13 protein-coding genes are annotated in these 13,572 nt (G+C 61.7%); 10 read left to right on the plus strand and 3 right to left on the minus strand.

Features of this window, described 5'->3' with window-relative positions; all coding sequences use genetic code 11:
• Window positions 1-34: 34 nt before the first annotated feature.
• Both ASD07_RS03710 and ASD07_RS03715 read right to left on the minus strand, forming a co-directional pair.
• On the minus strand, window positions 35-2,044 hold the full coding sequence (locus tag ASD07_RS03710; RefSeq protein WP_055925514.1) for a spermidine synthase: 2,010 nt from the start codon (window positions 2,042-2,044) through the stop codon (window positions 35-37).
• A gap of 8 nt (window positions 2,045-2,052) precedes the next feature.
• The gene (locus ASD07_RS03715; RefSeq protein WP_055925517.1) at window positions 2,053-2,655 is read right to left on the minus strand and encodes a LysE/ArgO family amino acid transporter; all 603 of its coding nucleotides are present in this window, start codon (window positions 2,653-2,655) and stop codon (window positions 2,053-2,055) included.
• A 103-nt stretch (window positions 2,656-2,758) separates the two neighbouring features.
• Between ASD07_RS03715 and ASD07_RS03720 the strand changes: the two genes are divergently transcribed.
• Complete coding sequence (locus tag ASD07_RS03720) at window positions 2,759-3,652, plus strand: LysR family transcriptional regulator ArgP (RefSeq protein WP_055925520.1); 894 nt, start codon at window positions 2,759-2,761, stop codon at window positions 3,650-3,652.
• A 52-nt stretch (window positions 3,653-3,704) separates the two neighbouring features.
• On the opposite strand, the gene ASD07_RS03725 is transcribed toward ASD07_RS03720, so the two are convergent.
• Window positions 3,705-4,772 (minus strand): type II asparaginase, encoded by a 1,068-nt coding sequence (locus tag ASD07_RS03725; protein WP_055925523.1) that lies wholly within the window; start codon window positions 4,770-4,772, stop codon window positions 3,705-3,707.
• Between the two features lie 83 nt (window positions 4,773-4,855).
• On the opposite strand from ASD07_RS03725, the gene ASD07_RS03730 reads away from it, so the two are divergent.
• The 9 genes from ASD07_RS03730 to ASD07_RS03770 all read left to right on the plus strand — a co-directional run bounded on the left by ASD07_RS03730 (window position 4,856) and on the right by ASD07_RS03770 (window position 13,572).
• On the plus strand, window positions 4,856-5,368 hold the full coding sequence (locus tag ASD07_RS03730) for a DUF3305 domain-containing protein (RefSeq protein ID WP_082507108.1): 513 nt from the start codon (window positions 4,856-4,858) through the stop codon (window positions 5,366-5,368).
• Window positions 5,358-5,753, plus strand: a complete 396-nt coding sequence (locus ASD07_RS03735; RefSeq protein WP_055925526.1) for a DUF3306 domain-containing protein — start codon at window positions 5,358-5,360, stop codon at window positions 5,751-5,753. Before ASD07_RS03730 ends, ASD07_RS03735 begins: the two co-directional genes overlap by 11 nt.
• Window positions 5,728-7,821, plus strand: a complete 2,094-nt coding sequence (locus tag ASD07_RS03740) for a 4Fe-4S binding protein (RefSeq protein ID WP_082507109.1) — start codon at window positions 5,728-5,730, stop codon at window positions 7,819-7,821. Before ASD07_RS03735 ends, ASD07_RS03740 begins: the two co-directional genes overlap by 26 nt.
• Entirely contained in the window at window positions 7,818-8,378 is a 561-nt protein-coding gene (locus ASD07_RS03745) for a molecular chaperone (protein WP_055925532.1), read from the plus strand. The genes ASD07_RS03740 and ASD07_RS03745 overlap by 4 nt, the downstream gene beginning before the upstream one ends.
• A gap of 68 nt (window positions 8,379-8,446) precedes the next feature.
• Complete coding sequence (locus ASD07_RS03750; RefSeq protein ID WP_229207052.1) at window positions 8,447-8,644, plus strand: hypothetical protein; 198 nt, start codon at window positions 8,447-8,449, stop codon at window positions 8,642-8,644.
• Between the two features lie 15 nt (window positions 8,645-8,659).
• Window positions 8,660-11,623, plus strand: coding sequence for a formate dehydrogenase subunit alpha (locus ASD07_RS03755; RefSeq protein ID WP_055926233.1), 2,964 nt, complete (start codon window positions 8,660-8,662; stop codon window positions 11,621-11,623).
• Window positions 11,624-11,633: 10 nt separating this feature from the next.
• Complete coding sequence (gene fdh3B / locus ASD07_RS03760) at window positions 11,634-12,236, plus strand: formate dehydrogenase FDH3 subunit beta (RefSeq protein ID WP_055925535.1); 603 nt, start codon at window positions 11,634-11,636, stop codon at window positions 12,234-12,236.
• Entirely contained in the window at window positions 12,233-12,454 is a 222-nt protein-coding gene (locus ASD07_RS03765) for a hypothetical protein (RefSeq protein WP_055925538.1), read from the plus strand. Before fdh3B ends, ASD07_RS03765 begins: the two co-directional genes overlap by 4 nt.
• Window positions 12,455-12,465: 11 nt before the next feature.
• Complete coding sequence (locus tag ASD07_RS03770) at window positions 12,466-13,572, plus strand: formate dehydrogenase subunit gamma (RefSeq protein ID WP_055925542.1); 1,107 nt, start codon at window positions 12,466-12,468, stop codon at window positions 13,570-13,572.

The raw sequence follows: 13,572 nt of genomic DNA on the forward strand, positions 1-13,572 counted from the left end.
GTCAATTCCTTTCGGTCAGTTAAATGCTTGACGATTATTTCATGATTCCCAGGAGGCTGCTGTAATCGTCAGTCCACGGCCGCACGTCCGGCGCGGCAGGCAGTTGCCGGAGGCTGGTAAAACGCGCCAGCTGTTCGCGCTGGCCGACCAGCACCCAGGTGGATGCCTTGAGGCCACGCGCGTCGTCGGAGCCGCTGTCGGAAAGATACGCAGTGCGCTTGAATGCGTCGGCAGCCTGGTTCACGACGGGGACGAGGTTGAGGTAGCGGTTGGATACATGAACGGCCAGCACGCCACCTGGTTTCAGGCTTCGGAAGTAGATGGCAAATGCTTCCTGCGTCAGCAGGTGGACTGGCACGGCATCGCCCGAAAAGGCGTCGACCGCCAGCACGTCGAACTGCTGCGCCGGCTCGGCTTCCATCACCAGGCGGGCGTCGCCCACGGCTACCTGCTTGCTTGCGGGGCAATCGCGCAGGAAGGTGAAGTGTTCGTTGGCAAACTGCACGACCAGCGGATTGATTTCATAGAAGCGGTATACGTCGCCGGGACGGCAATATGCCGCCATCGTGCCAATTCCAAGGCCGATGATGCCGACGTGTTGCGGGCCGCCGTGCCGGCTGGCCGCAATGGCGATGCCGGCGCCGCCGGCATTGCCGAAATAAGTTGTGGGCCAATGCTGCCGCGACGGCTCAAGGAACTGCCGTCCATGGATGATGACGCCGTGGGTCAGCTGGCGGACTCGCTCTTTGCCGCTGCCGGTATCCTTTACCTTGACCGTGCCGTAGAAATTGCGGCCCTTGATCGTGGGTGTGGACGGCGAGATGGCATTGGCGGCCCACATTACGCCGAGCAGTGTGGTGCAAACGACCGCCGCTTTGATGGGGCGGGAATGCGAGGCAAGGTTGGGCTGGCGATACACGCTGGCGGCGCCGACGATGCAAACGGCCGCAATGCAGGACAAGGCCAGTTCATAATCGTCGTTGAAGACGTGCGGGGCAACCAGGCCGGTGAATATGCCGCCGATGGCGCCGCCAAGGGCGATCGTCAGGAAATACGCTGTCAGTTGCGCTGGCGGCGGCTTCAGCCGAGCGAGTTCGCCATGGCAGGCCATGCAATACACGAAGATGGCGAGGCAGAACAGCAAGGTCGGCCACATGATCCCGGAGGGCATCAGGCTTGGGTAGGTGCTGCAGGCGATCAACACTGGCGTCAGGGTGGCCATCAGTGGCAGGAAAAGCCAGCGGCGGTACCAGCGCGTACTTTCAAAGCAGAGGATGTAGGTCAGCAGGTAAATGGCCAGGGGCAGTACCCACAGCAGCGGCACCGGGGCAATGTTGGCGGTGAGGTGGCTGGTGGCTGACATCAGCACTACGGTCGGCACGGCGGCCAAGCCGCACCAGAACAGGCTGTCGCGCGCGATTGGCGTGCCCGCTTCAGCGTCTTCCCCCCGGGGTGCTGCATTGCGGCCGCCACCGTTCAGTGCCAGCGCGCCGCAAAACACCGCGAACAGTCCGAATCCTGCCGACCAGAAGGTCGACATTTCCTTCAGCGTGAAGCGCGGTTCGAACAGCAGGGGGTAGCTCAGCAGGCCGAGCAGCGATGCGAGATTGGACAGGGCAAACAGGCGGTATGGCAGGCTTCCCGGCCGTTCTTGCGCAAACCAGTGCTGGACCAGCGGTCCGGTGGTGGAGAGCAGGAAATAGGGCAGTCCGATGGTCGCAGCTAACAAGCCCAGCAGTAGGAAGGCGGGATCACCGCCGGGGGCAGGCTTCCAGCTATCGGCCGGGATGATCGGCAGCATCAGTGCTGCCACGAGCAGCAGGCTGGCGTGCAGCCAGGCTTGCCGGCGCGGCGCCAGGTAGCGGCCGCCAAGGTGGGAATACAGGTAGCCCAGCAGCAGGGTGAGCTGGAAAAACAGCATGCAAACCGTCCATGCCGCTGCCGAGCCGCCGAACCAGGGCAATACCATCTTGCCGATGATGGGCTGGACCTGGAACAGCAGGAAGGCACTAAGGAAGATCGTTCCGGCATAAAGGATGAGCATGCAAAATACTAACTCGTAACGAGGCCAGCCGCGAGCGTGAGCATGACGGCGCCGGTCAACCCTTCAATACATTTCCAGGCCAGCGGCCGGCCCAATACGCCGGCAAGGCGGGTGGCGCCGAGCCCCAGCGTTGTAAACCACAGCAGCGAGGCTGTCATGGCGCCTGCTGAAAAGCCGAGGCGCTGGCCGTCCGGGTAGCTGCCGCCGACGGAGCCCAGCAGTACGACCGTGTCGAGGTAGACGTGCGGGTTCAGCAGGGAGAGGGCGACTATGCTGGCCAGTGCCTGCCTGGCGTCCGGCGCTGCCGCGGTAGCGTCGATGGCGAGCGATTTTGGCGTCAGCATCGAGCGCCAGCTGCGTAGTCCATACCAGGCCAGGAAGGCGGCGCCGCCCCAGCGCGCAGCGGCCAGCAACAGCGCTGAATCCTGGATCATCGCCCCGGCGCCGGCGACGCCCAGCGCAATCAGAATGACGTCGATCACGATGCAAGCGGCGACCGTCAGCGCCACATGCTGGCGCTTGATGCCCATCCGCAGCACATGTGCATTCTGGGCACCGATGGCCATGATCAGGCTCGCACCGAGCCCCAATCCGTTCACATAACTCTGCATTTTGCTTCTCCTGTTGTGGAGCCGAAATTTTGCCGCCGCAGGCCTTGGAAATGAAGCTGCATTAATATAATTCAGTATTCATTAATTTTGCTAAAGGACGGAAATGGCGATTCCAGATGCGCGGCAGGGCGAGGCTTTGCTGGCGGTGATTGATTCCGGCAGCTTCGAGCAGGCTGCGGCGGCCCTGCACTTGACGCCATCGGCCGTGTCGCAGCGGGTCAGCGGGCTGGAGTCTGCGGTCGGCGCACCTTTGCTGATTCGCAGCCGGCCAGTGCGCCTGACCAGCGCGGGGCAAAGGCTGGTGCAATACCTGCGCCGCAGCAGGTTGATGGAGCAGGAATTCATGGCCGATTTAAAGGCGGACGAGGCGATGCCGCCCCGTATTCCAGTCGCGGTGAATAACGACACGCTTGGCACCTGGTTCCTGCCTGAATTGAGTTCTTTCCTGAATCGAGAAAATATCCAACTGGAGATAATCCTCGACGACCAGGACCACACTTATTCGCTATTCGAAAAGGGGCTGGTGCTGGCAGGTGTTTCCAGCGAGCCCGAACCGATGCGTGGCTGCCGCTCGCAGCATCTGGGTTTCATGCGTTATCGCTTATTGGCCCAGCCGGATTTCGCTAAACACTGGTTCCCAGATGGATTCAACCGCGAAGCCGCGCGCAAAGCGCCGGTGATGTTTTTTGACCGTAAAGATTCGTTACAGGCGATATTTATCGAGCGTGAGCTGGGTTTGCCGTCGGGGGCTTATCCGGTCCATTACGTGCCTTCCAGCGATCCGTTTGTCGAGTCCATCCGGCTTGGAATGGGTTATGGCATGCTGCCGCGCCAGCAATATAAATCCTTGCTGGAATCGGCAGAACTGGTGGATTTAGTGCCGGGTAAATATCTCGATATCCACCTGTATTGGCACTCTTGGCGGATCCAGTCGCCGAAGCTGGAACTGCTCACGGAGCAGGTGCTTGCCGCTGCTGGGCGGGCGCTGGATCGCTAGACTGGAAATTGGTGCAAACGCGCCAATAGTTGGCGCGCTGCACGCAAAGAAATTAATACGCGTAGAACATGCGCTGCAGTTCTTTGGTATTCGAAGTTTTGGTCATGCCCAGCATCAGCAGGATGCGGGCTTTTTGCGGGCTCAGGGTGTCGGCGACCACGAAATCCAGTTCGTCGTCATTGGCTTCGCCATTGCGGGCCAGGATGCCATTGCCAACGCGGCTGGCACGAACGATGACGGTACCGCTTTTGCGCGCTGCCACCAGGTCAGGTTTTACTTTCGCCGCCACACTGCCATCGCCGGTGCCGGCGTGGATAATGCCTTTGGCGCCTGCGGCAATAAAGGCATTCAGCGCGACTGGATTCATATTGGCGTAGCCATAAACAATATCGACTTGCGGCAGGGCGCTCAGGTTCGAAATATCGAACTCGGTGTCGACGGTATGTTTGCGGATGGTGGTGTGATAGAAGAAGGCTTTAGGACCTTGCACGTAACCCAGCATGCCCAATTCCGGGGTTTTAAAGGAGTCCGGCGTCGAGGTATTGGTCTTGGTAACGTCGCGGGCACCGTGGATCTGATCGCCCAGTGCTACCAGCGCGCCTTTGCCAATTGCATCCTGGCTGCCGGCAATTAATACCGCGTTATACAGGTTGATCGGGCCATCAGCCGACAGGGCAGTACCCGGGCGCATGGCGCCAACCAGCACAACCGGCTTGCGCGACTTGACCACCAGGTTCAGGAAGTAGGCGGTCTCTTCCAGGGTATCGGTGCCATGGGTGATCACGACGCCGTCGACGTTCGGCTGCGCCAGCAGGGCGTTGACGCGCTTGCCCAAGGTCAGCCAGTGATCATTGGTCATGCTTTCGGAAGCGATCTGGAACACTTGTTCGCCGCTGACGTTTGCGATCTTGGACAGTTCCGGTACGGCGTTAATCAATTGTTGGACGCCAACTGTGGCTGCGGTGTAGCCGACAGTGGTGGTGGAAGTGGCGCCGGAGCCGGCAATAGTGCCGCCGGTGGCAAGAATGGTGATATTTGGAAGCTTCTCTGCGTGGGCGCTAAAGGCCAGCAGGAATGCAAACAGGGCGAAAATGAAGTTTCTGGCTGTGTTGCGGTGCATAAGTTCTCCTGTGCTTAGTTTTAAGAATGTTGCGCATGTTACTAGATTTGGTGCAGTATGGCTGTACTTCCTAAGCAAGGACAATGCCAGTGGAAACAGACGAACTCAGTCTCGCTGTCGTCATGCAGCGCAAACCATTGAAGAGCATATGGCAGCCATTCCAGTGGCTGCCGGCGGAGGTCGTGTTGTCGCCTTTGCCGGCGGGCGCGCCGCGTTGTTTGCGGGATGATCCTTCCGAGACCTTGTGGCTTTACCCTGGCCTGTCGATGCGCTTGTATTCCGACGAGGCGGAAGGCTACTTCCTGAACCTGGATTCGGGTGCGCCGTGCTGGTTCATCATGTGGCGCCTGGAAGGCGAGGCTGCCGTACCGCAGTTTGTAACGCTTTCATATAACGAGGCGGCGCGGCTGATGGATGGTGGCGAGCAGGTAGATACCTTGCCGTTGCCTGCTTCGATTGTCGAGCGGCTTGGTGCTTTCGTGGCGGAGTATTACCGCCCGGAGCCCAAGGGCAAGCGTCGCCGGCCTTCGTTCGAAGGCGGTGCGGCCGTCCAGCAGATGGCGCGGGCCGAAGGGGAGGGACGCCATGGCCGCTGAGACTTTCTTCTCACGTTGGTCGCGCGTCAAGACAGAGGCTCGCCAAGAACCAGTGGCACAGGAGCCTGCCGCCACCGAGGTTCCTGCCGATGCTGCGGTACCGGCACCAACCCTTGAACAGGTGGCGAGCTTGACGGCCGACTCCGATTTCACCCCTTTCGTTGCACGAGGTGTCGATGAAACGGTGCGCCGCGCAGCGCTGAAGAAGCTGTTTGCAGATCCCCGTTTCAACGTAATGGACGGCCTGGACACCTACATCGACGACTACAACAAATTCGAACCCCTGACGCCCCTGATGGTGGCAGCCCTCAACCACGCCAAGGACCTGATCGCGCGCGAATTCGCGGCGGAAGAAAACGATGAGCCAAAAGACGAGGATCTGTAACTGCAACAACACCATGCCAATGGACGGCGCAGCCATCGGCAGCGCCTTGGGGGAGGGAGCGCTGCCGGTTTCCAGCCAGCTTTGCCGGCGTGAAGTCAACCAGTACCTGCAAACGCTGGAAGGCACGGAGCGCATCGTTGTCGGGTGTACGCAGGAAGAGCCGCTGTTCCGCGAACTGGCGGAGATGAAGTCGACGGTGGCGCCGCTGCGGTTTGTGAATCTGCGGGAGACCAGCGGCTGGAGCGAGGAGGCGCATCACACCACGCCCAAAATGGCGGCCTTGCTGGCCGCTGCCCGCCTGCCTGATCCCGAACCGGTGCCGGAGGTTGAATACCAATCCGAAGGCCGCGTGCTGTTGCTTGGCCCGGCGCGGCGCGTGCTGCCGTGGGCGCGCAAGCTGGAGCGGCAGCTGCAGGTGAGCGTGCTGTTCACCGATGGCGACGATGCGGCGCTTGCCGGCCACTCGTGGCCGACTTTCAGCGGCAGCGCACCTCGCCTGCAAGGCTGGCTTGGCGCGTTCCAGGTGAGCTGGCAGCAATCCAATCCTGTCGACCTTGAATTGTGCACGCGCTGCAATGCCTGCGTAAAAGCATGCCCGGAAGGCGCGATCAGCCTGGCCTACCAGGTTGACCTCGATGCCTGCGGTTCGCATCGCGATTGCGTCGCGGCCTGTGGTGCAGTGGCGGCGATCGATTTCGAACGCGTCGAGAAAGAGCGCAGCGGTGAATTCGACCTGGTATTCGATTTGGGCGACACGCCATTGCTGCGCATGCACCAGCTGCCGCAAGGCTATTTTGCGCCCGCCGGCGATGAGGCTGCGGCCGCCTTGGCGGCGATGCGGATGCTGGAGCTGGTCGGCACGTTCAGCAAGCCGCGCTTCTTCCAGTATAAAGAGAGCATTTGCGCGCATAGCCGAAGCAAGCAGCCGGGCTGCAATGCCTGTATTGATATCTGCTCGGCGGAGGCTATTTCCAGTGCGGGCGACCATATCAAGGTGTCGCCGCAACTGTGCGCAGGCTGCGGCGCTTGTACGACTGTGTGCCCATCCGGCGCGCTGACATATGCGTGGCCGCGCGCCCCTGATTCTGGCGAGCGGACACGCACCATGCTGGCGACCTACGCCCGGGCTGGCGGCCAGCGGCCAGCGCTGCTCTTGCATAACGACGAGGAGGGCAGCGCGCTCGTACGAGAACTCGGGCAGCTTGCGGCTGCGGGCGCGGCGCGCGGTATGCCGGCGCGCGTGCTGCCGCTGCCTGTTCATCATGTGGCATCGGTGGGGATGGATTTGTGGCTTGCCGCGGTTGCGTATGGTGCGGTTGACGTGGCGCTGCTGTCTTCTGGCTGCGAGGCGCCGCAGTACCTGGATGCGCTCGCGCAGCAGATGACGTTCGCGCAGGCGATCATTGATGGCCTGGGCTACAGCGGTACCGGACTCCATTTGCTGCGCGTGCGCGACGCAGCGGAACTGGAGCGTGAACTGCAGCGCTTCGCCGCCACCGCCGAGCGCCTGCCTGCGCTGCCGGCAGCCACCTTCCACGTCGCAGCAGCGAAGCGGGAAACGCTGGACTTCGCGCTCACGCACCTGGCCCGGCACGCGCCAACGCCGCAGGACTGCATAGCCCTCCCACCAGGCGCACCATTCGGGGCGGTTGAAATCGATACGGGCAAATGCACGCTTTGCATGGCCTGCGTCGGCGCCTGCCCCGAGTCCGCGCTGTCCGACAATCCATCGTTGCCGCAACTGCGCTTCACGGAGTCGAACTGCGTGCAATGCGGCCTGTGCGTTCAAACCTGCCCCGAGCAGGCACTGAGCCTGCAGCCGCGCCTCGCGCTGGGTGCGACGGCAAAGCAAGCGCGCGCCATCAATGAGGCCGAGCCCTATCATTGCATCAAGTGTCAAAAACCCTTCGGCACTTTGCAGATGGTGGAAAATATGGTCAGCAAACTCGCCGGCCACGGCGCTTTCTCCGGCAACCTCGACCGCCTGCGCATGTGCCCCGATTGCCGCGTTATCGACATGATGCAGCCCGAAAAAGAAGTCTCCATCTTTGAGGTGAAACGCCAATGACCGAAGACGAAGAATATGCGCGTTCCGAGCTGTACGGCGTACTTTCCATGCTGTTCTACGGCCCGCCATCGCAAGCTGTGCTGGATTTGATCGTAGGCGCCGCCATCGAAGGCGATGGTGTGCTGGCCGACGGCTGGCGCGGCCTGCAATCAGCCAGCAGTAAAACAAATGCCGAGCGCGCACGCGAAGAATACGAGTCGTTATTCATCGGCGTAGGCAAGCCGGACATCATGCTGTACGGCTCCTACTACATGTCCGGTTTCCTGATGGAGAAACCGCTGGCAGCGCTGCGTGAAGACCTGGCGCGTCTGGGCCTGGAGCGCTCCGAACACCTGTCGGAAAGCGAAGACCACTTCGCCGCCCTGTGCGACGCAATGCGCTTGCTGCATGGCAGCATTGCAACACAGAAGGAATTTTTTGCTGCCCATATCCAACCGTGGGCGGGCCAGCTTTTCGACGCTATCGATGCGCATCCCGGGGCAACTTACTATCGTGCAGTCGCCGGCCTGGCGCGCAGCTTCGTCGAAGTGGAAACCCAGGCGTTTGATATGGACTGAGCGTTGCTGCATTGTTAAATTATTTGTGCTAGTGTTAAAAGACTAACTGTTGTTGGCTAAGGGAGACCATGATGTCGACGCAATCCAACTCTGGAAGACGGTCTTTTTTCACTGGCATGGGGGCTTTGGCCGCTGCCGGCATCGCCGCGAAAATAGCCAGCAGCCCGCCCGGTACGACGCCGCCTGCGGATGCGGAACCACCTCCCGGTTCCGGCTATCGCCTCACCGAACATATCCAGAAGTACTACCGCACCACCAAGATCTGAGTGGAGGGCCACATGATGCTCCTTACACGTAAAGGGCCTGCCGGCCCCCGTGCGCCCGGACGTTTTGCATCGAGCCTGGAAGGCAGCCTGGCGCGGGCCCTGCCGACGATGGACCGGCGCGCATTCCTGAAACGCTCCGGCATTGGTGTCGGCGTGGGGCTGGCCGCGACGCAGCTTTCGCTGATGCGCAAGGCACAGGCCAAGGAACCTGCCGCTGTTGATAGCGGTAGCAAGCAGGTCGTGCGGCGCACGGTCTGCAGCCACTGTTCGGTGGGTTGCGCGGTCGATGCGGTGGTGGAGAACGGCATCTGGATCCGCCAGGAGCCGGTATTCGATTCGCCCATCAACCTTGGCGCGCACTGTGCCAAGGGCGCCGCGCTGCGCGAGCATGGCCACGGCGAGTACCGCCTGAAATATCCGATGAAGCTGGTGAACGGCAAATACCAGCGCATCCCCTGGGACCAGGCCTTGCAGGAAATCTCGGCCAAGCTGCTGGACATGAAAAAGAAGGACGGCCCGGATTCGGTGTTCTTCGTCGGTTCGTCGAAACACAATAACGAGCAGTCCGCGCTGCTGCGCAAGTTTGTGTCCTTCTATGGCACCAATAACTGCGACCACCAGGCGCGCATCTGCCACTCGACGACGGTGGCCGGCGTGGCGAATACCTGGGGCTACGGCGCCATGACCAACAGCTACAACGATATGCAGAACGCCAAGGCGGCCATGTATATCGGCTCCAATGCTGCCGAGGCGCACCCGGTGTCGATGCTGCACATGCTGCATTCGAAGGAGAACGGCTGCAAGATGATCGTGGTTGATCCACGCTACACGCGCACGGCGGCCAAGTCGGACCAGTACATCCGCATCCGCTCCGGCTCCGACATTCCTTTCCTGTATGGGATGCTGTGGCATATCTTCAAGAACGGCTGGGAAGACAAGGAATACATTGCGGCCCGCGTCTATGGCATGGACAAGGTGCGGGAGGAAGTCGCCAAGTGGACGCCGGATAAAGTGGAAGAGGCCTGCGGCGTACCGGAAGCCCAGGTACTGCAGGCGGCGGAGACAATGGCGAAGAATCGCCCGTCCACCGTGGTCTGGTGCATGGGCCAGACGCAGCACTCGATCGGCAATGCGATCGTGCGCGCCTCCTGCATCCTGCAGCTGGCGCTGGGGAACGTCGGCAAGAGCGGCGGCGGCACCAATATCTTCCGCGGCCACGATAATGTGCAAGGCGCAACCGACGTCGGCCCCAATCCTGATTCGCTGCCTGCTTACTACGGCCTGGCTGCGGGGGCATGGAAGCACTGGTGCGCGGTGTGGGGCGTGGATTACGAGTGGGTCAAGAGCCAGTTCGCCTCGCAAGCCATGATGGAGAAATCCGGCACGACGGTGTCGCGCTGGGTTGATGCGGTGCTCGAGAAAAATGAGCTGATCGACCAGGACAGCAACGTCAAGGCCGTCTTCTTCTGGGGCCACGCGCCAAATTCGCAAACCCGCGGGCTGGAAATGAAGAAGGCGATGGACAAGCTGGAAATGCTGGTGGTGATCGACCCGTATCCATCCGCCACGGCCGCCATGGCTGCAATGAAGGTAGAAGGGCAGGAGGTCAATCCGAACCGCGCCGTCTACCTGCTGCCGGCCGCGACGCAGTTCGAAACGTCCGGTTCGGTGACGGCCTCCAACCGCTCGGTGCAATGGCGTGAAAAGGTGATCGAGCCGCTGTTTGAATCGCGCACCGACCACATGATCATGTACCAGCTGGCTGAGAAGCTGGGCTTCGGCAAGCAGCTGGTGGCCAAGATCAAGCTGGTGCCTGGCAAGGGCAATATGATGGAGCCGGAGCCGGAGGACATGCTGCGCGAGATCAATCGCGGCAGCTGGACCATCGGCTACACCGGCCAGTCGCCGGAACGGCTGAAGGCGCACATGCGCAATATGCAGATGTTCGACGTGAAGACCTTGCGCTGCAAAGGCGGCAAGGACGCCGAGACGGGCTACGACCTGACCGGCGACTATTTCGGCCTGCCATGGCCCTGCTACGGCACGCCGGAACTCAAGCACCCCGGCTCAGCCAACCTGTACGACAACAGCCAGCACGTGATGGATGGCGGCGGCAACTTCCGCGCCAACTTCGGCGTGGAGCGGGACGGCGTCAACCTGCTGGCAGAAGACGGTTCGTTCTCCAAAGGCGCCGACATTACCACCGGCTATCCGGAATTCGACCACCTGCTGATGAAAAAGCTGGGCTGGTGGGACGAACTGACCGATGCCGAAAAGCTGGCGGCGGAAGGCAAGAACTGGAAGACCGACCTGTCCGGCGGCATCCAGCGCGTGTGCCTGAAAGTGCACGGCGTGCACCCCTTCGGCAATGCCAAAGCGCGTGCCGTGGTGTGGAATTTCCCCGATCCCGTGCCGCTGCACCGCGAGCCGCTGTTCGGCACGCGGCCCGACCTGGTGGCGAAGTATCCAACCCACGAGGACAAGAAGGCCTTCTGGCGCATGCCGACCTTGTACAAGACCGTGCAGCAGAAGGCGGTCGACGACGGCCTGGCGAAGAAATTCCCGATCATCCTGACTTCCGGGCGCCTGGTGGAGTACGAAGGCGGCGGCGAAGAGACGCGCTCCAACCCATGGCTGGCCGAACTGCAGCAGGAGAACTTCGTTGAAATCAATCCGAAGGCCGCCGCGGACCGGGGCATCCGCAACGGCGAATACGTGATCGTATCGACGCCGACCGGAGCACGGATCAAGGTCAGGGCGCTGGTGACGCAGCGCGTGGGCGTGGACACCGCCTTCATTCCCTTCCACTTCTCGGGCTGGTGGCAGGGCAAGGACATGCTGGAATACTACCCGGAAGGTGCGGCGCCGATTGTGCGCGGCGAGGCGGTCAACACGGCCACGACTTACGGCTATGACTCGGTCACCATGATGCAGGAGACCAAGACGACCATCTGCAATATCGAACGCTTCGCCGGCTGAGGAGATTGCCATGGCACGGATGAAATTCATATGCGACACGGAGCGCTGCATCGAGTGCAACGCCTGCGCGACGGCCTGCAAGAACGAGCACGAAGTGCCCTGGGGCGTGAACCGGCGCCGGGTGGTGACCATCAACGACGGCATTATCGGGCAGGAAAAATCGGTGTCGGTGGCCTGCATGCATTGCTCCGATGCGCCTTGCATGGCGGTATGCCCGGTGGACTGCTTCTACCGCACCGAGGAAGGCGTGGTGCTGCATAACAAGGATGCCTGTATCGGCTGCGGCTACTGCTCCTATGCTTGCCCCTTCGGCGCGCCGCAGTTCCCGTCCAACGGGACCTTCGGACTGCGCGGCAAGATGGACAAGTGCACCTTCTGCGCCGGCGGCCCGGAAGAAAATGGCTCGCAGGCGGAGTTCGAGAAATACGGCCGCAACCGTCTGGCCGAAGGCAAGCTGCCGGCCTGCGCGGAGATGTGTTCGACCAAGGCGCTGCTGGGCGGCGATGGCGATGTGGTGGCGGATATCTTCCGCACCCGCGTTGTCACGCGCGGCAAGGGCAGCGAAGTCTGGGGCTGGGGTACTGCTTACGGCAAACCGGAGGCGAAATCATGAAGCTCTACCTGATAGCGCTGCTGGCGCTGGCCGGCTGCGGCGAGGTGTCGCAGTCGAAGCAGGGCAGTGCGGTGAATCGCGGCGATGCGCCTTCATATAAAGGCGCCGGCACGGCGCAGGTGGCCAAAGGCTGGACTCCCGGCGACAAGGCTTCCTGGGACAAGCAGGTGCGCGAACGCGGGCAACTGCAGAACGAGTACGTGAAGACCAACCGGTAGGGAGGTTTGCCATGAAACGATGGTGGGCAATGCTGGCCGTGGCACTCGCCGCCGGCACCACACTCGCAGCGGACGTGCCGGCGCCGGCCGCGGCACCGCGCGTTGAGTCGGTGGACATCCTCAAGCAAAACCAGGCCGAACGGACCCGCGACCAGCCCGGCAACAATGCGCCGGTATGGCGCAAGGTCGTGGCAGGGGAGGCGCATTACAGCAGCTTGCCTTACCCGGAAGCGGGAGTCCTGATCCAGCCCAAGGCGCAATTGCCTGGCCAGCCGGTGGCGACGACGGCCGGCGAAGCCTGGCGGCGGTTCCGCAATGGCCCCATGATCGGCATCGGCGGGTGGTTGATCCTCGGCGTGCTCGCCGCAATCGCCGCGATGTACTTCATCAAAGGCCCGATCAAGGTGCACTCGCCGCCGACGGGCCGCAAAATCCAGCGTTTCACGCCAACCGAGCGTTTCGTGCACTGGACCACGGCCATCACCTTCGTGCTGCTGGCTGTTTCCGGGCTGTGCATGATGTTCGGTAAATTCATCCTGATGCCCATCATCGGCCACGGCCTGTTCGGCTACCTGACCTACGCCCTGAAAACCATCCACAATTTCATCGGGCCGCTGTTCACGGTTTCGATCATCATCACCTTCATCCTGTTCGTGAAGGACAATTTTCCGATCCTGGCCGATTTCAAATGGCTGGCCAAGCTGGGCGGCATGTTCGGAAAAGGGCTCGCCCCGGCCGGCCGCTTCAATGCCGGCGAAAAGCTCTGGTTCTGGGGCGGCGTCACTTTCCTTGGACTGCTTGCCAGCGGTTCCGGCTTCGTGCTCGACAAGCTGGTACCCAACCTCGAATACACCCGCTTCATGATGCAGGGTGCAAACCTGCTGCACATTACCGCCACCGTGCTGTTGATGGGCTTCGCACTTGGCCACATCTACCTCGGCACCATTGGCATGCAAGGCGCCTACAAAGCCATGCGCGAAGGGTATGTGGATGACGCCTGGGCACGTGAACACCATGACATCTGGTACCAGGAGATAGTGGATGGAAAAGTGCCACGGGTGCGCGCCCCCGAACACGATGGCGAGGTGGTGCCGCCGCCCGCGCCCAAGACCGTATGA

The sequence above is a fragment of the Duganella sp. Root336D2 genome, assembly GCF_001425005.1.
In the GTDB taxonomy this organism is placed as follows: domain Bacteria; phylum Pseudomonadota; class Gammaproteobacteria; order Burkholderiales; family Burkholderiaceae_D; genus Rugamonas.